Origin of the sequence: Paenibacillus qinlingensis, assembly GCF_031455095.1 — a bacterium.
Taxonomy (GTDB): Bacteria; Bacillota; Bacilli; order Paenibacillales; family NBRC-103111; genus Paenibacillus_E; species Paenibacillus_E qinlingensis_A.
The window spans coordinates 90645-114832 of record NZ_JAVDSB010000012.1 but is presented as its reverse complement, the minus strand read 5'-3'; the positions used below and the strand labels follow the sequence as shown (position 1 = coordinate 114832).

The window sequence follows — 24188 nt, the reverse complement described above, 5'->3', positions numbered from 1 at the left end:
AATGCGTTTACGGGGTAGAAAAGGGATTAGAGAAGATATTGAACGTCAAAAAGAACTCGTTGTATTAAATGCCAAGGATTACAAGGGCAAATGGGCCGAGTTATTCGGAAATAATAACCCAATTCATGCCGAGCTTGGTATGGGCAAAGGGCGCTTTATCAGTGAAATGAGTAAAAAGTATCCCAACATTAACTTTATCGGTGTGGATATGTATGATGAATTGATTCGGAAAGCAAGTGAGAAAGCTAAAGTTGCTCACGAGATTACAGTGGAAACTGAGGAGGATGCTGTACTAAGTATTCCTAATCTGAGATTGATGCTGTTCAATATCGAACATATTGAGGAAGCTTTTGCAGAAGGTGAACTGGAGCGGGTTTATTTGAACTTTAGCGATCCTTGGCCAAAGAAAAAGCATGCACGCAGACGTCTAACGCATCCGGGATTTGTTGCCAAATATCAACAAATTTTGAACGCAAAAGGCGAAATTCATTTGAAAACTGATTCGCAATCCTTATTCGAATTTTCATTGAATTCCTTCGCGGATATGGGCCTAAGAATGCGCAATATTTCGTTGAATCTTCACGTAGATGGGATCCATCCTGATCATGTGATGACCGAGTATGAAACGAAATTTGCAGGCCAAGGCATGAATATTCATCGCTGTGAAGTTGTGATTGGACAAGAAGCTTTGTCCACACACCAAGAGCAGTTGAAGCAAGCCGCGGCATCTGCCCTAGCTGCTGAATCAAAAGAATCAGCCGAATAAACAGCAAAACAGACTAATCGATGTTGCCAATGTGCAACCAAGATAGTCTGTTTTTTTTTTTCATCCTAAAAGCGCGAGAATGACTTCGGATCCATCCCCGGCAGGCAGGTGACTCTTTTTATGTTGATTGGATAAGCGTTTGGCTTGCACATCTGCATAGCGGCTAACCAGCATGGACAACCAATGAGAGATTGTAGCTGCCGATTGGATGGATTCCCCAAAGCCATGTCGGGTGAAAAACTGGACGTTTTCTTCTTCTTGGCCTGGCAACGGATCATAAAATAACATAGGAATTGACTTGGCAAGTCCTTCGGAGCATGTCATCCCGCCGGGCTTGGTAACGAGCAAGTCGGACACTTCCATTAATTTGCCTATCTCTTGCGTAAATCCGAGCAAGTGGATATTTGGATGTTGATACCGCGGATCAGCGGCTAGTTTGGAAATGGCTTTATCATTATGCCCTAAGCAGAAAATAAATTGAATCTGATCTCGCCAGGCAAGCAAATGCTCACTTAAAGAATCTCCGCCGATCAAGCCCCAACCACCGCCCATGACCAATACGGTTGGCAAGGAAGAGAGCTCGAACTGTTGTCGAATCAACGTTCGATCGTGCGCTTCTCGGAAGCTGGGATGCACGGGGATTCCTGTTATTTCGACATGTGCAGCCGCGATGCCATGCACGATGAGCTTATCCTTCACATCCTCGGAAGACACCATGTATTTATTAACCTCTCGGCTGATCCAGGTCCCATGCACATCGTAGTCCGTGATGACTGTGCATAGGGGAATGTGTAAGCCTGCTCTTTTTAACCGCGAAACGACAGCACTTGGAAAAGGATGCGTACATACAATGGCTTGCGGCGCCCAGTGGCGAATCATAGCTGCCGTTTGTGCGTAGAAAATGCGATGAAGTGCAAGCTGAGTCAGCGGATTAAGTGATTTTTGATATTGTGAACGGTATAAGCGACCATATAATTTCGGTTGTTTCGAGATTGTTTTCTTGTAAGCACTGAAAACCCAAGAAGCCAACATGGGATGGAAGAAGGATCCGAGCTCAACGACACGTGTCTCGATCGACGAACATCGCTGTTCTAAGCTGCTGGCTAATGCGAAAGCGGCTTGTGTATGACCGGCACCAAAACCTTCGGAAAGGATGAGAACTCTTCTTTTTTGCGAGAATGGTTGTGCCATGAATTACCCCCAAAATGCGACTGTTAGTAGCGATGCCGTCGTTCCTAACAAGCAGCCTACGATACAATCGGATGGATAGTGAAGTCCCAAGTAAATCCGTGAAAGACCAACGAAACCTGCAAGCGGGATCAGGATGAGTCCTAGCACGGGTATGGCATATACGAAAGGAACAATAACAGAGAAGATAGCCGTGGTATGTCCAGAGGGAAAGGAATGATCGGTTAGAGGATTTCTATGGGTTATGGCTTGTGGATGAACAAGATAAGGACGTAGTCTAGGGTATTTTTTTTTCATAATCGCAACGGGAATATGACTGGCTGTCAAAGCAATCAGTGCTTGAAGACCCGCTAAACGCAACGAACCTTGACCAAAACATGCCAAGCAGAGCGAGACCATAATAGCAGCTGTGGCACCGCCTAAATGTGTGATTCTCGTAAAAAAATGATCGAGGAAATGATGTTGAATTCGTTGGTTAACGAAGTGAAATAGACGTGTTTCATGATGTTGCAGCCAAAGGACAACTTTACTATTCATGCGCAACCGCCTCCTTCTCATTTGAATTTCTCTCTATCTCTATTGTACGAAGGATTTATTAGAGGAAGATTAACGGACTGATAAATATTCCTGCGTGGAATTTAATGTTGCACTAATCTGGCGTTAACATTTCTATGCTAGGATGACAAATAGCTTAGGGCCCGAGTCCGCACATTTTCCGCAGGATGTCCAGTAATTGTTCCCTTTATTTGGAGCGGTTATCCCGCTTGTGTTACGCATGATTTGTCCTTCTTGTGAACGACGGACTCTTTTGGGCTTTGATATACGAATGTTGTTATGGTGGAAATCACTATCCATTAACAGGTTATTTAAGCAAAAGTTGTCAGCGTTCTGTTGATTGACTTATAATAATGACGTTGCCACTTAGAAAAGCTAGTGTTCGTCTAAATGGTGAACTTTTGGTACACAATAAATGAAAAACGATGAAAACAAGACATTTTTGACCTGATTTAGAGCGCATGCTCTATTCCCTGTATGCAAACCTCCTAAATTTCAAAGAACTGACGCTTTTTCGTAGTTTGCAGACTTTGACAAACGGGGGGAAAGAGAGGAAAATCAAGAACGATTGTTTCACGTTTAGATTGTTAACATGAATGACCTGTACATAAAAGCACTAAGCATACAAAAAGATAGCTGACGTGCACAAAAAAAAGGGGGACTTTGCTTCATGCTAGACAAGATTATGCTTTCCGTTCAGGTCTTTTTGGCTTTGATCGGTGCGTATCAGTTGTTTTTAACGTTTTTTGGTTGGTATCGTCCCAAAAACAAAAAAATGTATGCTCCGCAGAAATCGTTTGCTGTATTGGTTGCCGCTCATAATGAGGAACAAGTTGTTGGGGCCTTGATTGAGAATTTGAAGACCTTGGATTACCCGAGAGAGTTATATGACATTTTCGTGATCTGTGACAACTGTACAGACAACACGGCTGACATTGCTCGCCACCATGGTGTGTATGCGATGGAACGCCACAACCCGAACCTGAGAGGGAAAGGGTATGCGATTGAATGGATGCTCAAAGAGTTATGGAAACGTGAGCGCCAGTATGATGGTATCGTCATGTTCGATGCGGATAACCTTGTTAGCCCGGATTATCTGATTCACATGAATAACGATCTCTGTTCAGGTTCCCGCGTTATTCAAGCTTATCTAGATACGAAGAATCCGAATGATTCATGGATCACAGGTTCGTTTGCGATTTCGTTCTTCTATGCGAACCGTTTTGTCCAAACGCCGCGTTCCAATCTAGGGCTTGCCAATTATCTTGGCGGCACGGGCATGTGCTTTGACTCCGCTTTGTTAAAGCAAGTTGGTTGGCGGGCAACAAGCTTGGTTGAGGATCTTGAATTCTCCATGATGTGTGTGCAAATGGGGATTAAACCTACGTATAACTACGAAACACGTGTCTATGATGAAAAGCCGTTATCCTTTAGTGCTTCTGCAAAGCAACGTCTGCGTTGGATGCAAGGTCACTTTGAAGTGGCGAAGCGCTTCTTCTTCCCATTGCTATGGCAAGGCATTAAGACGGGGAGCTGGGTGAAGATTGACGCGGCGATCTATTCCGCGAATGTATACAATTTCTTCTTCGGTGCCATTCTAACGGTTATGCTGTGGATTCAATCCATGACTGATCATGGCACAGCTAATTCAGCGCTGGTTCATGTCAACCCTGTGCTGATTAATTCAATCAGCTTGGCGATCTATGTGCTGCTTCCGATGGCGATGTTGATTGAGAAAGCTAATAAGAAGACTTACAAGTACTTGTTGCTTTACCCGATTTTCATGCTGTCTTGGTGGCCAATTACGTTCTATGCGTTCTTCACGCAAAACAACAAACAATGGAGCCACACAGAACATACGCGTGTCATTCGGTTGGATGAAATGAAAAGTAAACAAGTGAGTTGACTTTTCTAGAATGAGATGATATTATATTTCGAGTAAAGCAGAAGCGCCCGCTTCTCACCTGACTAACGTAATGTTGGCTGGTCTGAATGAATCATCATGTACATTCAATAGGTTTGTTATAGACCTGTTATTGATGAAGATGTGGGCCCACTGTGCCCGCATCTTTTTTATATTTGGAAGAGAGTTACATACTTTATGGAGGTGGAACACAATTAGCAAAGACCATATGATTAATGACGAGATTCGTGTGAAGGAAGTACGCCTTATTGGGGCGGACGGAGAACAACTTGGTATTACACCAATTCGCGAAGCTCTTCAAATTGCACTTGACGCGAACCTTGATTTAGTAAACGTTGCACCGACGGCGAAGCCGCCTGTCTGCCGCATTATGGATTACGGCAAGTTCCGTTATGAAACGCAAAAGAAAGAAAAAGAAGCTCGTAAGAACCAGAAGATTGTGGATATCAAAGAGATTCGCCTAAGCGCGACGATCGATGAACATGACTTCCAAACGAAGCTTCGCAACGCAGTTAAGTTTCTTGGCGAAGGCGATAAAGTGAAAGCCAGCGTTCGTTTCCGTGGTCGTGAAATTGCGCACTCGGAGATTGGTCGCAAAGTGCTTGAGCGCCTTGCTACAGAAACTGCTGAAATCTCCTCGCAGGAGCGTGCTCCTAAGCTTGAGGGAAGAAGCATGATCATGATCTTAACGCCAAAAGCGACAACTTAGGCGAGTATACTAAATTAGGAGGAACAACAACATGCCGAAAATGAAAACACACAGTAGCCTGAAAGGCCGTTTCAAAATCACTGGCACAGGCAAAGTGATGAGATACAAACAAGGTAAGAACCACTTGCTTTCTGGTAAATCATCCAAGCAAAAACGCGTATTGTCCACGAACCCAGTAATGGCTCCTGGCGATGTACGTCGTCTGCAACAACAATTGTCCCTTATCAAAGGTTAATCGTTACTTAGCTTAAACACGGAACATCATTTATATATCCCAGGAGGTAGTTCACAATGGCAAGAGTCAAGGGCGGATTTATTCGCGCTCACCGTCGTAAGAAAATTTTGAAATTAGCAAAAGGTTATTTCGGTTCCAAACACCGTTTATTTAAAACAGCTAAAGAGCAAGTAATGAAGTCATTGGTATATGCATACCGTGACCGTCGTCAAACAAAACGTAACTTCCGTAGACTTTGGATTACTCGTATCAATGCAGGTGCTCGTCAAAATGGCTTGAGCTACAGCAAATTGATGCACGGTTTGAAATTGGCTGGTATAGAAGTTAACCGTAAAATCTTGGCTGACCTAGCTGTGAATGATTCCAAAGCGTTCAACGATTTGGCAACAGCTGCAAAAGCGAAAGTAAACGCGTAAGCGATGCGATACGCCAAAGAGCTTGTCCCCATTAGGGGGCAGGCTCTTTTTTACGTCATGCGTCAGATGTAGCTTGTGGAGTTTGGATTTTCCGAAAGAGCATCACGATAAACATGAGGGTTGGAATGACAACCTGGAACAGGGGGTAGAGCTTCACACTGATTCTAAGTCCGAGCCATACGTGGATGGTATAGTTGGGTTCGAAGAAGGAGGAGATGAAGATAAGACTACCCACGATGACAAGCCAGGTGGCTTTTCGAAGTGAGGGGAAAATATGTGCGAAGGCATAAACAGCACCCCAGAAGAACGTTGTCATTTTGACGAACAAGCCAAGGAAGAGCAGGAGGGTGACGAGTACATCCAGTCGCTCGAAGATATCGCCAACTTCAATGAGCTGTACCGTTTGCAAAAAGGGCAACGTGCTGTTGGCAGCAAGTGTGGTGCCGAGTACCGTGATATTGATGACATTCATCAATATCAAGAAGAGGGAGACGATGGTGTAAGCCGTAAGACTTAGCTTCTTCACTTTTCCTTGCTCAGGCAGCATGTGCCATACCATGAAGAAGATGATGGTTTGCCCGAAAGGGAAAGAGACCATATCAGGAAAAGCGGCATGAAGGACGGGTTTAAAGCCATTTTCCAGGACGGGCAGTAAGTGATCTAGATGAATGAGATGAGCGATACTAATCAAGAAAATAAGCAAGCCATAGGAGATAGCCAATAAGGGAAGCAGCGCTTCGGTCACGCGGAACAGCGTATCCACACCCATGAGAATGGCATAAGAAGCTAATAGCAGAATGATCATCATCGTTATGTATTTAGGTGTTGTGTTCAGCAAGGTTAAGTTCGAGATTTCTCCGAAATCACGGACGTTCCTCATGGATTCATAGGCAAAATAAATGGCAAAGGAAATGCCGATGATGGTTCCAGCCATTTTTCCGAAGCAGAGCCGAAGAAGTCCGATGATGTCTTGATCCGGTGCGCGTCGTTGAATCGTGACAAACATGAGCAGTAAGAGAAATCCAAAGAGAGCTGCAGCAAGCATAGCGATCCAGGAGTCTTGTTTTGCACTACTGCCTAATGCGAATAGCGGGGTGCTCCCGATTTCAAATAGGATAATCATAACGACGAGTTGATAGTTCGTAATGCGATCTTCGATGTCCTTCGGCCTCCTTTCTCTGCTAGTGGCTCACTCTCCGGGATCTTTGATCATTTTCGAGAATGATTGGCCACTCATGCCGATTCTGGCTATTTTCACCCTAACCTCAGACTCGAATTGCAGGTTCGCAAATTGCTCATCCCAATCAGGTTTAATTTGCTTCCAGAATGTAGGGTCATGCTTATGAATCTTATCTGCGAAGTGAAATACATCGAGATTTTTCTTGACTGCGCTCTGAAAGGCTTCCGTCATGAGACGAGTGATTTCGGCGCTTACGACCCCTTCAAAAGCTTGTAACTCCTTCGGCTGCGTAAGATCATTCATACAGGCATTCTCATTGATAGTGCCCATGGTATCTACGTCGACATGCATAATTAAGCGTCCCGTGCTGGAGCGTATGTACTTCATTTTAGTCTTATTACGATCGATTCGAATTGCCGCTTTGATGTCTCTACTGTCTTTGGTACATCCAAAATACAAGGTTGTTCTTTTGATTGTATTGCGAATCCAGCTTATGCCATATTCTTCACTCGGTGTAAACCAGCCGGCTAATTTATCTTTTTTGAAAACAGCCATCCTGCCAAGCTTCAGCTTATTGCTGAAGGAGGTTTTTTTGAGAGCAGCAATGGTGTTGTTCTCACCTTCTCCAGAAATGGTGATTTCGGGAACGAGCGTATAGGGAGCATCACTGGCGATAGTCGTCATCATTTGATAGATGGATACCTGTTTAAAATTGGAGCTATTCATATCTTCGTTTCTAATCATGTTTTTGATGGCGGCACCGGGCACTTTTTCTAAGGGGACAATTTGTTCCAGGATTTTTCGCCCTTCGCCACTCGTTATCAGTATCCCCACCGTCTCGCGTGAATCAGAATTGCGCAGATAGACATCCAGTAGTTGGGAAATGCCTTCTTTGGCAGCCTCTTCTCCGATAACAATCACACGATTGTGAGCAAAAAATAGCGATCTTGGCATTTCTAAGCTGGATTGCTGGACAGCACCGCGAATGGAACCGCCGCTTGTGGAGAACACCATAACAGGAGCCTGCTGCCCAGGGCTTCCGCCCGTATTGGGATTGGCGATGGATTGCGGGATAACGACCTGATACGAAATGGTCCAAACTTTGCCGTCCCAATCTAAAGCGGTCGCAGAAGTAATAGCAAGTTGGTTCAATTCTTTGCGATCCCAACAGCCGGTGAGTAGTAAACAGCAAAAACTGAGGATCATTAGACGCTGCATGCTACTGTTGCCATACAGTTTCATGGTGATAGCCTCCCCGAGAATGTCTTAGTAGCGATCTCTTTTAGGTGGAGAAGGCTTATCATAGGGCTTATTTCTTGTTGCGTTCGAGCGCGTAAACGGACGTATGCCTGTTAACCAACGCGGCACTCGAAGTAACGTATCTTTGATATGGCTAACAGCGAGTGGGGCGACTGGTGTCAAATAAGGGACGCCAAATGAACGGAGTGATGCTAGGTGAATCAAGATGGCCATGCAGCCGGTCAGGATGCCAAATAAGCCGAAGGAGCCAGCGAGCAGCATGAGCCCAAAGCGAATTAATCGGGCAGCTACAGCCATATTGAGTGCAGGCGTTACGAAGTTCGAGATAGCCGTAAAAGAAACGATGATAACCATGGCGGCGGAGACTAATCCAGCTTGTACAGACGCTTGCCCAAGCACGAGTGCTCCTACAATCGAAATGGCGGAACCAATAACACGCGGCATGCGTACACCAGCTTCACGAAGTACCTCAAAGGTGACTTCCATGAGCAATGCTTCTAACAATGCCGGGAAAGGAACGCCTTCGCGTTGTGCGGCCAAGGAAATGAGCAAGGTCGTTGGCAGCATTTCCTGATGAAACGTTGTGATGGCGATATAAAGTGCTGGAAGCAGCATGGAGACGAGAAAAGAGATATAGCGAACGCCACGTACAAATGTTGCAATATCAAATCGCTGATAGTAGTCCTCACTTGATTTAATGAAACTGAAAAAAGTGACAGGCGCTTGTAAAACAAAAGGCGTTCCATCGACGAGGATGGCGATCTGACCTTCAAGAATGCCAGCAGCAACAGCATCTGGGCGTTCGGAGTTCATAATCGTTGGAAAAGGGGAGTACGTTACATCCTCGATATATTCTTCAATATAGCCACTTTCTAGAATGCTGTCCGCATCTATTCGCTCTAATCGTGATGTGGCTTCTGTGACGACACGTTCATTAGCAATGCCCTCCAGGTAGGCAATGATGACCTCCGTTTGCGTATACCGACCGATGCGTAAAGAAATAAAACGAAGATCAGGAGATCTGATTTTTCTCCGTAATAAAGAAGTGTTCGTTCGAATATCCTCTGTGAAGCTTTCCTTTGGGCCACGGACGACGGTTTGTGTTTGAGGTTCTTCAATGGCTCTCGTTTCCCAACCCGCGGTGCCTGCGATAATCACCTCGTCATAGCCATCCGCAATCAGGATGGTATGGCCACCTAGAAGGGCAGCGAGTACAGCCGTTCCTTCCTTGCTCAAGGTTAGTTCACTGATGGTGATCGCCTGGCACAACAAATCATGGAAGCAGATATCCTGCTGCCAATAGGAGGCATTCTCATGAGCGCTAAGGAGTGGCTTGGTCACGTGTTCATTCAAAATCTCATTCTGAACGAGCCCATCAATGTAAAATAAAGCGACGCTATTCGTTTCTGGATATACGCCGATTTCTAGTTGTCGATAGTACACATCTGAGCTTTTGCCTAATCGATCTTGAAGCCATTTGACGTTATCCTGCAGCGATGTCGTCATGGGGAAAGGGACTTGCAGAGACGTCTTCATCGTTGGCCTCCTCAGAACTTTCCATAGAATTGGTATTATCTTCTCTCACTTCCCATTGTTTTATTCGAACTACCTATTGACTAATGGCCTTCGGATGCATATAATAATCTTTAATCATATTTAATATGGTGAAACATACGAATGAATCGCTATGAAGAGGAAGAAGTAATAAGGGCACTTATGCGCAGAGAGCGTTGGACTTGCTGAAACCATCGCCTTAATCCCTTACGTACGAAGTCACCTCGGAGCTGTTTTCCTGAAACATGCGAATGTTCGCACGTAGTAGGGAGGACCGGGAGAGCACACGTTATCGTGCTGAGGGTAATGTTCATGATTGAGCATACCTGCTAAGGTTATGTGCTGTGAGGCATATAGCAAATTTGGGTGGTACCACGGAAGCTTAAACCCCTTTCGTCCCGTTGAACACGTTACGTGCGTGTCCGGGATGATAGGGGTTTTTCTTATTTTCATGGCATGATAGACGATAACACGAATTGACTTTTCGAGAGGAGGATCACAATGAATGTTCAAACTGAACCAAAACGCTCTAAAGAAGAACTAATTGAGAAGCTGACGCAACCAGACCTGATTACAGGTTCCGAGATTTTGCTAAGAAGCTTATTGCTGGAGGGTGTTGATTGCGTCTTTGGATATCCAGGCGGCGCAGTATTGTACATCTATGATGCGATGCATGATTTTGATGATTTCAATCACTTGTTGACACGACATGAACAAGGCGCTATTCACGCAGCTGACGGCTACGCTCGTTCAACTGGCAAAGTTGGCGTATGTATCGCAACTTCCGGACCGGGGGCTACGAATCTAGTCACAGGTATTGCTACTGCATATATGGATTCTGTTCCTCTAGTTGTTATTACAGGTAACGTTGCAACGAACTTCATCGGTACGGATGCTTTCCAAGAGGCTGACATTACAGGTATTACAATGCCAATTACGAAGCACAGCTACTTGGTAAGAGACGTTAATGACCTGCCGCGTATCATTCACGAAGCATTCCATATTGCGAACTCTGGACGTAAGGGCCCGGTTCTCATTGACATACCAAAGGATGTCTCCGCTCATAAAACGATATTTAAGCCTGCAAAAGATCTAAGTATTCGTGGTTATAACCCTACGGTGCAACCGAATAAACTGCAAGTTGATAAACTGATCAAAGCCATTGAAGAGGCTGAACGTCCAGTCATCATTGCAGGTGGCGGCGTTGTTTATGCGGATGCTTCCAAAGAATTGATCGAATTTGTTAATAAAACACAGATTCCAGTAGCCACAACTTTGCTTGGTTTAAGCGGCTTCCCTAGTGCTCATGAGCTATGGCTCGGTATGCCAGGGATGCACGGAACGTTTACAGCGAATACTGCGATTCAAAATGCAGATCTTCTCATCTCCATCGGTTCCCGTTTCGATGATCGGGTGACGATGAATTTGAATGGTTTTGCTCCAAAGGTAAAAGTAATCGCTCATATCGACGTAGATCCAGCTGAAATCGGCAAGAACGTGAAGACGGATATCCCATGCGTTGGTGATGTGAAAGCCGTTCTGGAGTATGCGAATACGAAAGCGAAACCTGCGAATAACGCAGCATGGATTGCTGAATTGCAAGAAAGCAAAGAGAAGTTCCCGCTCAAATACGGTGAGACTGAAACTGAGCTTAAGCCGCAATACGTTATTGAAATGATCAGCGAAACAACGAAAGGTGAAGCGATCGTTACAACGGACGTTGGTCAGCATCAAATGTGGGCCGCGCAGTTCTATAAATTCAAAAACCCTCGCTCCCTAGTAACATCAGGTGGACTTGGAACAATGGGCTTCGGATTTCCATCGGCGATCGGCGCTCAAATGGGGAACCCGGATAAACTAGTTGTTTCCATTAATGGCGACGGCGGCGTTCAGATGTGTGCGCAAGAGCTTGCGATCTGTGCGATCAACAACATTCCGGTTAAAGTTGTTATTATCAACAACCAAGTGCTTGGGATGGTTCGCCAATGGCAAGAGATTATTTATGACAATCGCTATAGTCACATTGACTTGGCAGGAAGCCCTGATTTCGTGAAGCTTGCAGAAGCTTACGGCGTAAAAGGGTTGCGCGCAACGACGAAGGAAGAAGCAAGAAGAGTATGGCAGGAAGCCCTCAATACACCGGGGCCTGTCGTTATTGATTTCGTCGTACCGAAGGGCGAGAACGTGTTCCCAATGGTTAAAGCGGGCGATACAATTAGTGACATGTTAATGGGGGATTCGGAATGACAACTAAACATACAGTTTCCGTACTCGTAAACAATCAGCCTGGTGTCCTGCAACGTGTATCTGGTTTGTTCGGACGCCGTGGCTTTAACATTGAAAGCATCACCGTAGGAGAGTCCGAGGAAAACGGACTTTCCCGGATGGTTATCGTAACCACGGGTGATGACAACACATTGGAGCAAATCTCCAAGCAATTGTACAAGTTGATTGACGTTATCAAGGTAGTTGATCTGAGCTCCAATCCAATGGTAGCCAGAGAACTCGCACTTATCAAAGTAAATGCTGAACCGATCATGCGTCCAGAAATTCTTGGTATCGTAGAAACATTCCGTGCGGCAGTTGTCGATATCGGTCCTGCTTCATTAATCGTGCAAGTTGTTGGAGATTCAGATAAAATAGATGCTATGGTCGAATTGCTTCGTCCTTATGGCATTCGTGAGCTTTCCCGTACGGGCGTTACTGCGATGATTCGCGGTTCGGTTAAATAAATTTTTACCAAGAAAAACCAAGAGATCTATGGGCAATAACTTCTCCTTGAGTGGGGGTTTCAGCGAAGTACCACGGTAAATCGTTGAAACACCCACTCAAGGGGTAGACAAAACGGATTCATTATATCAAAGGAGGATTTATTCGAATGGCAGTTACTACTTACTATGAAAAAGATGCAGACTTAGCGGTACTTAAAGGTAAAACGATTGCGGTTGTTGGTTATGGTTCCCAAGGGCACGCACAAGCACAAAACTTGCGTGACAGTGGTTTGAACGTTATTATCGGTCTTCGTGAAGGCCGTTCATGGAACGCAGCTAAAAACGATGGTTTCGAAGTTGTATCTGTAGAAGAAGCAGCACAACGCGCTGATGTTATCCAAATCTTGATGCCGGATGAAACGCAAGCTCGCGTATACAAAGAGTCCATTCAACCGAACATGAAAAAAGGCGCAGCAATCATGTTCTCCCACGGATTTAACATCCACTTCGGACAAATCGTTGCTCCTGAAGGTACAGATGTATTCTTGGTAGCTCCTAAATCCCCTGGTCACATGGTACGTCGTACGTACGTTGAAGGCTTTGGTGTACCTGGTCTAATCGCAATCGAGAAAGATGCGACTGGCAATGCAAAAGCAATCGGTCTTGCTTATGCAAAAGGTATCGGCTGTACACGTGCAGGCGTTATCGAAACTACGTTCAAAGAAGAAACAGAAACAGACTTGTTCGGTGAGCAAGCAGTTCTTTGCGGCGGTGCTTCTGAACTGGTTAAAGCTGGTTTCGAAACATTGGTTGAAGCGGGCTATGCACCAGAAATGGCTTACTTCGAGTGCTTGCATGAATTGAAATTGATCGTTGATATGATGTATGAAGGCGGACTTGCTTCCATGCGCAGCTCCATCTCCAACACAGCTGAGTACGGTGACTATGTAACAGGTCCTCGTATCATCACAGCTGAAACGAAAAAAGTGATGAAAGAAGTTCTTTCCGACATCCAACAAGGTAAATTCGCTCGCGATTTCATCTTGGAAAACCAATCCAACTTCGCATTCATGAACGCTACGCGTCGTAACGAAGCTGCGCACCCAATTGAGGTTGTAGGCGGTCAATTGCGTGAAATGATGCACTGGATCAAAAAATAATTATAGGCATTATTAAAATCTTATAGCTATACATTCCACAGGGAGTGATTGAGGAGAATTTCCCAATTGCTCCCTGTGAATACTATAACGACTTGGAAAAATGATACTCTCAGGAGGTGACATGGTGCGTAAAATTTATATTTTTGATACAACACTTCGTGACGGTGAACAATCACCGGGTGTAAACTTGAATATGCAGGAGAAGGTTGAGATCGCCCTGCAATTAGAGAAACTTGGTGTGGATCGTATGGAGGCTGGTTTTCCTGCGGCATCCCCAGGTGACTTGGCAGGTGTGAATGCCGTTGCTAGAGCGATTAAGAACGCTTCTGTTATCGGGTTGTCCCGTGCGAGAGAGAACGATATCGAGGCAGTGCGTGAAGCTCTTCAAGGTGCACAAGATCCATGCATTCATCTATTCCTTGCCACGTCTCCGATTCACCGTCAGCATAAGCTGCGGATGGAGAAACATCAAGTTCTGGAAACGGCTGAAGCTGCGATTAAATATGCGAAGAAGTATTTCAGCAAAATCGAGTTTTCACTCGAGGATGCTGGGCGTACGGAACTGGACTTCATCGCTGAAGTGACGAGCATGGCGATTCGTGCTGGCGCATCTGTTGTGAATATTCCAGATACGGTCGGCTATATGACACCGTATGATTACGGTAATATTTTCAAAATGCTGAAGGAAACTGTCCCAGGCATTGAGAAAATTCAATTGAGCGCGCACTGCCATGACGATTTAGGCATGGCAACTGCCAACGCGCTCGCTGCTGTTCTGAACGGTGCCGATCAAATTGAAGGCACCATTAACGGGATCGGCGAGCGAGCAGGTAACACCTCGATCGAGGAAGTTGTCATGGCGCTGGAAACACGCCAAGACTTCTACCAAGCGAAGACTTCGCTTGTATTGAACGAGATCTACCGCACCAGCCGTCTAGTTAGCAAGCTGACTGGCATGGTGGTTCCAGGCAACAAGGCGATTGTTGGCGCTAACGCCTTCGCGCATGAGTCCGGCATCCATCAGGATGGTATGCTCAAAGAAAAAACAACGTACGAGATTATGTCTCCTGAAACGATCGGCGTGAAGGAAAGTAAGCTCGTTATGGGTAAACACTCCGGACGCCATGCGTTCCGTGAGAAGCTGATTGATCTTGGTTACGAGCTTGGCGACGAGCAAGTGAATGTAGCTTTTGCTAAGTTCAAGGATTTGGCAGATCGCAAGAAGCAAGTCGAAGACGAGGATATCCGTGCATTGATCGAAGAAAAGTTGATCGAGACACCGGAAATTTTCGCGCTTGGCACGCTTCAAGTTGCCTACGGTAACCAAATGACACCAACGGCAACGGTTCATGTTCGCTTCCAAGATGGCAGCGAAGTGGCTGAAAGCGCAGTCGGTAATGGTTCCGTTGACGCGATTTACAATGCGATTGATAAAGCAACGAAAGAAAACGTGGAGCTTGATGACTACTCCATCAAATCCGTTTCACACGGGAAAGATGCGCTTGGTGAAGTTCATGTTGTGCTGAAGCAAGATACCATTTCCGTACAAGGACGCGGTATTTCCACGGACATTCTGGAAGCAAGCGCGAAGGCTTACCTGGACGCTGTGAACAGACTCATTGAGAAACGTAAAAACCCAACAAGTAACAGAAGCAACGTAACGTTAATATAAGCTCTTAGCTATTATGGCAACCCGGATTAGCACCTCACCTCCATGTATCGAGGAGGGGTGCTTTCTACAAATGCGAAAGGATGCGTCCCTGTATGAAATATCGATTTTCTAAATCGTTGGAAGGCTTCTCATCGTCAGCAGTAAGAGAAATTCTTAAGTTGACGCAAGGGAGCTCGATTATTTCCTTTGCTGGCGGATTGCCTGCTGAAGAGTTTTTTCCCTTAGACGCGGTTAGCGAAGCGTTCACAAGAGTTATTGGCGGCGGGAAGTCTGCGCTGCAATATGGGTTAACAGAAGGCTACAAGCCTTTGCGCGAATCCTTATGCAAACGGATGGCAGCGAAGAACATGCTGGTTACCCCAGACGAAATGCTGTTAACGACGGGGTCACAGCAAGCAATTGACCTTTTGACACGCGTATATATTGACGAAGGCGATGTTATCCTTGTTGAACGTCCGACCTATTTGGCAGCGATCCAAGTGTATCAAGCCAAAGGCGCAAAAATCGTCTCTGTCGATAGCGACAATGACGGCATGATTCTCGAGGATTTGGCAGCTAAAATTGCACAGTATAATCCGAAAATGGTTTACGTGATTCCAACCTTCTCGAACCCAGCGGGTCGTGCATGGAGCTTGGAACGCCGCCAAGGCTTGCTAGACATCTGCCGCGGTGCTGACGTACTGATTCTGGAAGATGACCCTTACGGGGAAATCCAGTTTGACGAGAGCGAAAGCTACCCGACTGTCTACTCTCTAGGTGGCAAAGCAGAAGGCGGGAATGTAGTTTACACGAGCACATTCTCCAAAACCGTTGCACCTGCTTTCCGTACAGGCTGGATCATGGGTGATGAGTCAATCATTCGTCAAGTTGCTCGCTTCAAGCAATCGGCGGATCTGCACTCCAGTACGATTGATCAGCAAACGTTGTATCATTTGCTTGAGCATTTTGATCTGGATGCTCATATTTCCTTGATCCGTGAACAGTATCTGGATCGGATGAAGTTCATGTCAGGTCTACTCACAGAGTTGAACTGGCCAGGTCTAAAATGGGAAGAACCAAAGGGCGGCATGTTCATTTGGGTCGAGCTTCCTGAGCAAATTAACGCAGCGGATTTGTTAAAAATCGCGGTCAAAGAAGGCGTTGCCTTTGTTCCCGGTGCTACGTTCTACGCGGAGAATCCGCAGTACAACACCATGCGTTTGAACTATACGCATACGGACAAAGAAACGACCGTTCTAGGCATGAAAAAGCTTGCAAAGGCGATGGAATCCTATTTGCAAAATGCATAAGAGCAGCACCCAAGGCCGTTGGCTTTGGGTGTTTTTTTTGTGCGGCTCGCCGGCTGTGCCTCGCGAGAGCGAGAGGAATAGCGCCCATTATGGGCGCTATTGCAGTGCTAGTGCCGCGGCGCGGTGCCACTACCTTACCATCTGAGCTGCAACCGCCGGATGCAGCTGATAATATTTAATTCGCTGCTGCCCCACACCTGCAGGGAGAAGAAGTTCTTTCTCCTTCATTTTATGAAGGATGTTTCTTGATTTTTTTGCACCGAATTGAAATTGTTTGGATACATGACGAGGAGAGATCGCTTTTCCTTGTGAGAGGGCTAGCTGACAAATCGCTTTTTCAACGATACTTAGCTCCCGATATTGTTCGCTCTCCCCATGCTGTTCACTGAAATACTTCCCTGCTCGCACATACGAGGGCGATTTTTTACATCATCATAAGAAAAACGCAATATTTTCCATCCGTCGATCATCATATGATTTTGACGAATAAGTCCATCGGAGAATTCTGTTCGACTGATCTGGCTGGCGTGGGTGGTGTACCCATCAATCTCGATAGCAAGCTTCAGCCCTTGTCTGATGTAGGCAAAATCGATATAACGAGTTCCATCTCGGAAATCTTTAATCTCAAATTCAGGATGCAAATATAGAAACTCACGTCTCATAGGATGTATCGAATACTGACATAATGCAATTCGCCTCCTTTTTCAGAAAATAAAGAAGCCGCTCCCTAGCATCAGCAAAAGCTGAACTAGAAAAGCGGCGTGTGCTTCACTACCATTTTTATCCACTTTATCACAGAGATAATAGCGTTAGCAAGCTAGATTTTGGGTCCGTTGACTTGGCATTATTTTGAAACTAAGATGGAAATAGGATGTGATGAAAGGGGACCTTCACGAAATGAGTAAGCCCTTAAAGCCGATCCACCGAAGTCGAGCCAGGATATATCTAGGGATCAAAGCTTATCGTTTGAAACGATATTTGGCCTGGTTTTTCGATGGGAAACAATATGCAACACGTAAACAAGATCAATTGCTGCCAGAGGTAGCTTTTACGCATCGTACCCCTCTTTTAAGACAGTTGAAGGATGTCGATATGTGGCTCCAACATAATAAGGTCATCAATTTAAAGTTGGCTGTTAATCAGTTAAATGGTGTTATTCTTCATCCTGGTGAGACTTTTTCCTATTGGCGCTTAATTGGCAGTACAACCCGTAGGAAGGGGTATGTCGATGGGATGGTTCACTTTCATGGGAAGGTGAAGACGGGAGTTGGGGGCGGTTTATGCCAGCTTTCGAATCTAATCTACTGGATGACCCTGCACACGCCGCTTACGGTAACGGAGAGGTATCGACATAGTTACGATGTATTTCCAGATGCGGGAAGATCGCAACCTTTTGGGAGTGGAGCAACGTGTTATTATAATTACTTAGATTTGCAAATTAAGAACGAGACACAAGAACCGTATCAGTTGAAGATCCATGTTTCGGATACACATTTAGTTGGTGAGTGGCGGGCAAGTAGTCCTAATCTACATAACTTCGAGATCTACGAGAAAAATCATCGTATTACGCGGGAATACTGGGGTGGATATGTCAGGCACAATGAAATTCACCGCAGAGTCTTGAATAGAGAAGGGCATTTGGTAAGGGATGAGTGGGTGACGGATAACCATGCGATTATGATGTATGAACCGTTGCTGACGGCTGGGAATGACGATAAAATTTGATGAAATCTTAATCATTTTTATGGTAATAAAATACAGTAATGGTGAGGGCCATCATAGCATATTCAGCTTCCGGATTGTATCTTATAAACTGTGTCGTTTATATATTACAAGGGAGAGGTGAATGGCGTGAAGTTCCTAGTTCTCATTCATGTGTTGTCTGCCATTATCGGAGTTGGTCCAACTTTTTTTGCTCATGTGTTGCTTAGAAAAGATCAAACGCTTGAAGAGTTACGGATGTCCTTGCGTGTGGGAAGTCGATTGGAAATGTTTCCGAAAATCGGCGGCAGCCTTGCTGTGCTAACAGGTCTATTGTTGATTTGGTTAGGCGATTATGGCTCTATCATGCAAATTTGGTTGATCGGCTCGCTTGTCGCTTATGTCATCATTCAAATTATTGCTATCGGCTTTGCAACGCCTAATCAGAAAAAACTCGGAGGCTGGGTGTTGAATCCTTCTAATCAGAAAGCGACTTCACTCCCTGGTGAGCAGTTGTTACTATGGGTTAAGGCCCGGAACTATTTCTATGCGGCATCCACGGTGGGTGTCATTTTGTTCATCTTCATGATTATTAAACCTAGCTAATGTGTTATCCCTTTCTTGTCTAAAACAAGAGAGGTTTTTTTATAACTCGCATTATAGGAATAAACTATTAAAGCGATAGCTTTTATATCTAAAGTAGGGTGTTATCTTATGGTACAATGAGGTCAGGATATAAACGATTGGAAGACTAACCAACTAGGTTTGCTAAAATAAGGAGTGAATGATTGTCATGGCTGATGTTAAAAAAATTGCGGTAATCGCTGGGGACGGTATTGGTCCAGAAGTCGTTGCAGAAGCAGAAAAAGTATTGAAGCGTACGGAAGAATTATTCGGCTATCAATTTGAAACAGAACACGCGCTTTTCGGTGGTATCGCGATTGATGAGAAAGGTACACCTCTTCCGGAAGAAACATTGAAAGTCTGTCAATCCGCAGACGCTGTACTTCTTGGAGCCGTTGGTGGTCCGAAATGGGATAACAATTCCAAAGAGCTTCGTCCAGAAACAGGTCTTCTAGGTATTCGTAAAGCGCTTGGCTTGTTCTCCAACATTCGTCCTGCGTTCATCTTCGATTGCTTGAAAGAAGCTTCTACATTGAAACCAGAAGTTCTTGAAGGTACGGATTTGATCGTTGTTCGTGAGTTGACTGGCGGTATTTACTTCGGTGAGAAATTCCGTCGTGAAACAGCAAACGGTCAAGAAGCAGTTGATACATGTGCTTACAGCGAAAAAGAAGTTGAGCGTATCGCACGTCAAGCGTTTGACATTGCACGCACTCGTCGCAAGAAGCTTGCTTCCGTTGATAAAGCGAACGTACTTGAAACATCCCGCCTATGGCGTGAAGTCGTCATCCGTGTATCGGCTGACTACCCAGATGTTGAGCTTGAGCACGTATTGGTTGATAACTGTGCGATGCAATTGCTTCGCCGTCCGTCCTCCTTCGATGTTATCGTAACAGAGAACATGTTCGGTGACATCTTGAGCGACGAAGCAGCAATGCTGACAGGTTCCATCGGAATGCTGGCATCCGCTTCCCTTGGCGAGGGTGCATTCGGCTTGTACGAGCCGGTACACGGTTCTGCGCCTGATATCGCAGGTCAAGGTATCTCCAACCCAATCGCAACAATCCTTTCGGTTGCTTTGATGTTCCGTTTGACGTTCGGCTACCACGAAGCTGCTGATTCCATCGAGCGCGCGGTGAAAGAAGTGTTAGACGCTGGTCACCGTACTGGCGACATCGCAGTAGATAAGAGCACAGCAATCGGTACATTGGCAATGGGTCAATTGATCGTTGACGCTATGCGCAAATAAGTATACAAATAAGCCCGTACTTTCCGAAGTGATTTTACTTCAGGAATACGGGCTTTTATAACACAAAAACGTATGCTGAGAAATGAATACGTCCACAGATGGTAATTTCTATTGGATTAAAATAATTATTATCTAGTATATAATCTAATTATTGACTTTCAGGTAGGTGGATGGTACCATTTTATACGGATAATATAGAATTTAGATAGATTTTGAGGAGGAATTATACCCATGGCAGAACGTTTAGTTGGTAAACAAGCTCCTGATTTCACAATGGAGACAGCTACAGGTGATGGTACAGGATTTGGTAAAGCATCTTTGTCTGATTACAAAGGAAAATGGTTAGTTCTTTTCTTCTACCCATTGGACTTCACATTCGTATGTCCAACTGAAATCACAGCGATTAGCTATGCTGCTGACCAATTCAAAGCATTGGACACTGAAATTCTTGGTGTTTCCATTGACAGCATCCATACTCACAAAGCGTGGATCAACACACCAATTAACGACAACGGTCTTGGCAAATTGGCATTCCCACTTGCTGCAGACATCACAAAATCCGTTGCACGTGACTATGGCGTTCTAATCGAAGAAGAAGGTATCGCGCTTCGCGGTCTGTTCATCATCGATCCAGAAGGCGAATTGAAATACGAAGTTGTTAACCACAACGACGTAGGTCGCAGCGTAGAAGAGACACTTCGTGTGCTTCAAGCGCTTCAATCCGGCGGATTGTGCCCAATGAACTGGAAACCAGGCGACAAAAACTTGGTTGTTAAATAAGTTTTAACTCAATAGGAAGGCCCCTCGGTTAGCATGCGAATGCGGGCGGAGGGGCCTTTCTTTATAAGGAGAACAGACGATGGATGAAATGATGACGGAAGATTTGTATTGGATACGTCAAGAAGGCAATGAAGCGGTTATAGGGTTAACCGAGCATGCATTAGAGAAATGGGGCATGATTCTATACATCGAACTGCCAGAAAAAGGTGCGCAATTAACGAAAGGTGCGTTCATGAGTTCCCTTGAAACCGCGGTAGATGAGCACGATTTATTTTCTCCTGTAACGGGTGAAGTGATCGCTGTGAACATACTGATCGAGCGGGCAACGGGAATGCTTTATGAGTCTCCGTATGAGAAAGGCTGGTTGTTCCGAGTAGCGTTGGCTTAGTCCCCGCCGCCGCCGCCGCCACCGCCAGAATCTCCGCCTCCGCTACTCCCGCCGCCACTATCGTTGGATGTCCCGTGATCGCTATGACCTCCATGGTGGTGACTTCCATGATGACTTCCATGATGATGTCCACCATGATGACGATGATCCTCAAATGAAGAGGAATCGCTAGCAAAGCCGCTATAGCTAGTGTCATGGTTGTCATGTCGGCGCCTGCGCTGGTTCCTGCTGCGAGATTCGTGGGAGAAAGCAGAAAAAAGAAAGAGAACGACAATTACAAATATAAAAATAGTGATGATAGTTCCCATACACAACCTCCTTGATAATTTAACGGGCTGATTCGGTTAAGAACGGGGCTAGTCCGAATCGGAGTCTCCTGAGCTTCCAGAATCGCCAGAGTCGCTGGAATCACCGTTATGGTCATCCCCGTGACTGCTGTGGTGATGGTTGTGGTGACCGCGTTGAGGGTTATGATCATAGACAGATGTGTCATGCCAGTTACTTGAATCGCTTGCAAGAGCTCTTTTTCTACGAGATTTTCCAAGCGGCGGAATGTCTGATTTCTTCATTTTCATACTTTTCCGAATGCGGGAGACCATCACATAAAGCAAATAAAGAATGATGATACATAAGATATAGAAATTTAAATTCCCCAGAACCAGATCCCCCTATGGTCGAATATGAAAGGAGGACAAGATGTACTCCTGTCCTCCGTTTACTATCGTTTACTTTCCTAAAAGTTGTTTGTATTTGTTTAAATATTTGACCACAGTCAGTACATAAGTCGCATGGGACCAAGTAAGAGGAGCTACAGACACCGGCTCGCCGGAGAATGGGTCCAATTGCTCGGACAATACCCCGCTCTCCATGGCGTGCTTGACGACCCACTCCAGCGTTTTGCGCGGAGCTTCAAGGTCAGCAACCGTTTTGGCATACTCAATTTCCCATTCAGCAATCCAAAGAGTACAGATAATCCAAGGGTTTCCTGGCACTTTTTCAATATCCGTGGAACGTTGGAAGTAATAATCATGATGATAACGGGCTGAGCCGCCGACTTCGGTTTTGATCATGAGACCTTCTTTGTTAGCTTGCATCGTGCTGACCACACGTGGATCATCAGCAGGCAATACGCCAAACTCAAAAATGCCGTACACAGAGCTTTCCAGCGTCATATCCTTGACCCATTGACCGTCTTCCATATACAATCCGCGAACAAATCGTTGTTCACCTTCGTCCCAAAGATGCTTCAGGATACCGGATTTAATTTTCTCCGCGGTATGCTTGTAGCGATTGCTCCGCTCTTCATCCCCAAACAGGTTGCTGAAGTTGGAGGCAGCGATCAAGCCACCATATACAGCAGAGGCTGTAAAGGTGTAGATTCCGTAACGTTCCTCCCACAAATCGTAGCTCGGCTTAGGTAAGTTCAGTTCTTGATCAATGTAAGTGGACATAAATCTGGCTGCTCGACGGATCAAATTGCGGTATAACGATTGCGCAAATTCCAAGCTTCCATTCTTCTGGAAATCCTGCCAGAGAGCGTACAAGACCAGCGCCGTTTCATCTTCCTGAATTGGAAGCTGCACGCGCCCAGAATGAATGTAGGGATGCCAACTGGAGCCCACGGTTCCGTCTGGATTGTATTTGTGATGCAGGTATCCTTCCGGTGACAACACGTTTGCGCAGAAGTTAAAAAATGGAATAATCATTCCTTGGTAACCAGCCATGGACATGGAGTAAGCGATTAATGCTCCATCACGTGGCCACATGTAGCTGTAATGATCACGGTTGCTTTGCATGATATCAGAATCATTCGCTGCAATAATTGCACCGTTAACATCGGTTTGCGTGCGAACGAGCAAAAGGCTTTGTTTGAAAAGGCGTTGCACTTCAGGTGTGAGATCGAAGTAGTCGCGCTCGATTTTGTTCGCCCAACGCTGCCAATAGACCGTCACACGATCAAGCAGTTTGCCAGGGTGGCTGTCTTTGACATAAGCGTCGAGCTTCTTAACTTCCTCCAGATTCTTGCCTGCGCCCATCCAGTAGTAGAGGGTTTGGTTTCCGTTAGGAGGAACGAAGAGTCGGAACGAGATCGTACTATCGACAGAGCCCTGTGCAATGGCATTCCCCATCAAATGACCATCTTCCGCATCGCGCCATGTGCCTTCGGCGTTATAAAATCTTTTGACACCAGTAGAATATTGAAAAATACCTTCTGTGCCGGTGCTGCCGTTAAACATGAAGTAACGATCTTTTTTATAATGAAAGACGGTATTCGTTGAAGGGTAATAAGCAGCTGTGTCGCCAACCTCCGTCTCATTAATGAGCAGATCCTGGTTGAAGAACATGCGTACTTCACGAACCGTATTCGTGTGATTCGTAATGTGAATTCGCTTCAAATAAATATCCTCACGCTGGTGAACGCCGTCATTCATAAGAAGAGTTACACCGAGGCCGGGATGTGTAGCTGTCACTTCTGTGACAAGGGAATCCTCCACATACGCGAGCTTGAATTGCCACTCAGGGGCATTCAGCCATGCGAAGTCACCATCTACCCATACACCAACACGGCACTGATAACCGCCAATATGGTTAAGCTGGCCTACGAAAGGATAGTACAGATCCCGCATGTAGGAATGCTGATCGAGGTTAATAAGGAATTTTCCATTTCCGATGACCAGATGTCTTGGCAATACAATCACTTCCCCACTTATTTGTTTGATCGCGCATTCAGATCCCACCAAGAGGACTGAACGATAGAGCACAAGTCTTGCAACTAGGTTACCTAATTCTGACAAAGGAATCAATGATTCTTTGAAAAAAAACTGAA

24 protein-coding genes and 1 other annotated feature are annotated in these 24188 nt (G+C 45.4%); of the genes, 15 read left to right on the top strand and 9 right to left on the bottom strand.

Annotated elements, in window-relative coordinates:
• The first annotated feature begins 1 nt into the window (after position 1).
• Positions 2 to 766 carry a tRNA (guanosine(46)-N7)-methyltransferase TrmB gene (trmB, locus tag J2736_RS24725; RefSeq protein WP_310501250.1) on the top strand — a complete coding sequence of 255 codons (765 nt, stop codon included), beginning with the start codon at positions 2 to 4 and terminating at the stop codon, positions 764 to 766.
• A 60-nt stretch (positions 767 to 826) separates the two neighbouring features.
• Here trmB and J2736_RS24720 read toward each other — a convergent pair whose 3' ends face one another.
• A complete protein-coding gene (locus J2736_RS24720) occupies positions 827 to 1957 on the bottom strand; it encodes an MGDG synthase family glycosyltransferase (RefSeq protein ID WP_310501249.1) in 1131 nt (376 codons plus the stop codon).
• A gap of 3 nt (positions 1958 to 1960) precedes the next feature.
• Positions 1961 to 2491, bottom strand: a complete 531-nt coding sequence (locus tag J2736_RS24715; RefSeq protein ID WP_310501248.1) for a phosphatase PAP2 family protein — start codon at positions 2489 to 2491, stop codon at positions 1961 to 1963.
• Between the two features lie 688 nt (positions 2492 to 3179).
• Here J2736_RS24715 and J2736_RS24710 point away from each other — a divergent pair.
• The 4 genes from J2736_RS24710 (at position 3180) to rplT (ending at position 5793) form a co-directional block, all read left to right on the top strand.
• The gene (locus J2736_RS24710) at positions 3180 to 4415 is read left to right on the top strand and encodes a glycosyltransferase family 2 protein (RefSeq protein WP_310501247.1); all 1236 of its coding nucleotides are present in this window, start codon (positions 3180 to 3182) and stop codon (positions 4413 to 4415) included.
• Positions 4416 to 4444: 29 nt separating this feature from the next.
• Positions 4445 to 4589 (top strand) — a sequence feature (ribosomal protein L20 leader region).
• 52 nt (positions 4590 to 4641) lie between these two features.
• Complete coding sequence (infC, locus tag J2736_RS24705) at positions 4642 to 5142, top strand: translation initiation factor IF-3 (protein ID WP_056609101.1); 501 nt, start codon at positions 4642 to 4644, stop codon at positions 5140 to 5142.
• Positions 5143 to 5173: 31 nt separating this feature from the next.
• Positions 5174 to 5377 carry a 50S ribosomal protein L35 gene (gene rpmI, locus J2736_RS24700; protein WP_068666422.1) on the top strand — a complete coding sequence of 68 codons (204 nt, stop codon included), beginning with the start codon at positions 5174 to 5176 and terminating at the stop codon, positions 5375 to 5377.
• Positions 5378 to 5433: 56 nt separating this feature from the next.
• Complete coding sequence (gene rplT / locus J2736_RS24695; protein WP_028553998.1) at positions 5434 to 5793, top strand: 50S ribosomal protein L20; 360 nt, start codon at positions 5434 to 5436, stop codon at positions 5791 to 5793.
• 55 nt (positions 5794 to 5848) lie between these two features.
• Here the strand turns inward: rplT and J2736_RS24690 are convergent, their stop codons facing one another.
• The 3 genes from J2736_RS24690 to J2736_RS24680 are packed head-to-tail and all read right to left on the bottom strand — an operon-like array spanning position 5849 to position 9769.
• Entirely contained in the window at positions 5849 to 6940 is a 1092-nt protein-coding gene (locus J2736_RS24690; protein WP_310501337.1) for a GerAB/ArcD/ProY family transporter, read from the bottom strand.
• Between the two features lie 42 nt (positions 6941 to 6982).
• Complete coding sequence (locus tag J2736_RS24685) at positions 6983 to 8215, bottom strand: Ger(x)C family spore germination protein (protein WP_310501246.1); 1233 nt, start codon at positions 8213 to 8215, stop codon at positions 6983 to 6985.
• A gap of 24 nt (positions 8216 to 8239) precedes the next feature.
• Positions 8240 to 9769, bottom strand: a complete 1530-nt coding sequence (locus tag J2736_RS24680) for a spore germination protein (RefSeq protein WP_310501245.1) — start codon at positions 9767 to 9769, stop codon at positions 8240 to 8242.
• A 519-nt stretch (positions 9770 to 10288) separates the two neighbouring features.
• On the opposite strand from J2736_RS24680, the gene ilvB reads away from it, so the two are divergent.
• The 5 genes from ilvB (at position 10289) to J2736_RS24655 (ending at position 16619) form a co-directional block, all read left to right on the top strand.
• Positions 10289 to 12034, top strand: a complete 1746-nt coding sequence (ilvB, locus tag J2736_RS24675) for a biosynthetic-type acetolactate synthase large subunit (protein WP_310501244.1) — start codon at positions 10289 to 10291, stop codon at positions 12032 to 12034.
• A complete protein-coding gene (ilvN, locus tag J2736_RS24670) occupies positions 12031 to 12519 on the top strand; it encodes an acetolactate synthase small subunit (protein ID WP_056609108.1) in 489 nt (162 codons plus the stop codon). Before ilvB ends, ilvN begins: the two co-directional genes overlap by 4 nt.
• Positions 12520 to 12665: 146 nt before the next feature.
• A complete protein-coding gene (gene ilvC, locus J2736_RS24665; RefSeq protein WP_310501243.1) occupies positions 12666 to 13658 on the top strand; it encodes a ketol-acid reductoisomerase in 993 nt (330 codons plus the stop codon).
• Between the two features lie 124 nt (positions 13659 to 13782).
• Positions 13783 to 15330 carry a 2-isopropylmalate synthase gene (locus tag J2736_RS24660; protein WP_310501336.1) on the top strand — a complete coding sequence of 516 codons (1548 nt, stop codon included), beginning with the start codon at positions 13783 to 13785 and terminating at the stop codon, positions 15328 to 15330.
• 92 nt (positions 15331 to 15422) lie between these two features.
• Positions 15423 to 16619 (top strand): aminotransferase-like domain-containing protein, encoded by a 1197-nt coding sequence (locus J2736_RS24655; RefSeq protein WP_310501242.1) that lies wholly within the window; start codon positions 15423 to 15425, stop codon positions 16617 to 16619.
• 347 nt (positions 16620 to 16966) lie between these two features.
• On the opposite strand, the gene J2736_RS24650 is transcribed toward J2736_RS24655, so the two are convergent.
• Complete coding sequence (locus J2736_RS24650; protein ID WP_310501241.1) at positions 16967 to 17281, bottom strand: hypothetical protein; 315 nt, start codon at positions 17279 to 17281, stop codon at positions 16967 to 16969.
• A gap of 235 nt (positions 17282 to 17516) precedes the next feature.
• Here J2736_RS24650 and J2736_RS24645 point away from each other — a divergent pair, with 235 nt between their 5' ends.
• The 5 genes from J2736_RS24645 to J2736_RS24625 all read left to right on the top strand — a co-directional run bounded on the left by J2736_RS24645 (position 17517) and on the right by J2736_RS24625 (position 21361).
• Positions 17517 to 18344: a VanW family protein gene (locus J2736_RS24645; protein WP_310501240.1), complete on the top strand. Its 828-nt coding sequence runs from the start codon at positions 17517 to 17519 to the stop codon at positions 18342 to 18344.
• Between the two features lie 126 nt (positions 18345 to 18470).
• On the top strand, positions 18471 to 18926 hold the full coding sequence (locus J2736_RS24640; protein WP_310501239.1) for a DUF2269 family protein: 456 nt from the start codon (positions 18471 to 18473) through the stop codon (positions 18924 to 18926).
• Between the two features lie 187 nt (positions 18927 to 19113).
• Entirely contained in the window at positions 19114 to 20193 is a 1080-nt protein-coding gene (leuB, locus tag J2736_RS24635) for a 3-isopropylmalate dehydrogenase (RefSeq protein WP_310501238.1), read from the top strand.
• Positions 20194 to 20424: 231 nt separating this feature from the next.
• The gene (locus J2736_RS24630) at positions 20425 to 20973 is read left to right on the top strand and encodes a peroxiredoxin (protein WP_310501237.1); all 549 of its coding nucleotides are present in this window, start codon (positions 20425 to 20427) and stop codon (positions 20971 to 20973) included.
• A gap of 79 nt (positions 20974 to 21052) precedes the next feature.
• Entirely contained in the window at positions 21053 to 21361 is a 309-nt protein-coding gene (locus J2736_RS24625; protein ID WP_310501236.1) for a glycine cleavage system H family protein, read from the top strand.
• On the opposite strand, the gene J2736_RS24620 is transcribed toward J2736_RS24625, so the two are convergent.
• From J2736_RS24620 to J2736_RS24610, 3 genes are all read right to left on the bottom strand, one after another.
• On the bottom strand, positions 21358 to 21669 hold the full coding sequence (locus J2736_RS24620; protein WP_310501235.1) for a hypothetical protein: 312 nt from the start codon (positions 21667 to 21669) through the stop codon (positions 21358 to 21360). The genes J2736_RS24625 and J2736_RS24620 overlap by 4 nt on opposite strands.
• Entirely contained in the window at positions 21636 to 21905 is a 270-nt protein-coding gene (locus tag J2736_RS24615) for a hypothetical protein (RefSeq protein WP_310501234.1), read from the bottom strand. Before J2736_RS24615 ends, J2736_RS24620 begins: the two co-directional genes overlap by 34 nt.
• A gap of 181 nt (positions 21906 to 22086) precedes the next feature.
• Entirely contained in the window at positions 22087 to 24051 is a 1965-nt protein-coding gene (locus tag J2736_RS24610) for a glycoside hydrolase family 15 protein (RefSeq protein WP_310501335.1), read from the bottom strand.
• Positions 24052 to 24188 lie beyond the last annotated feature (137 nt).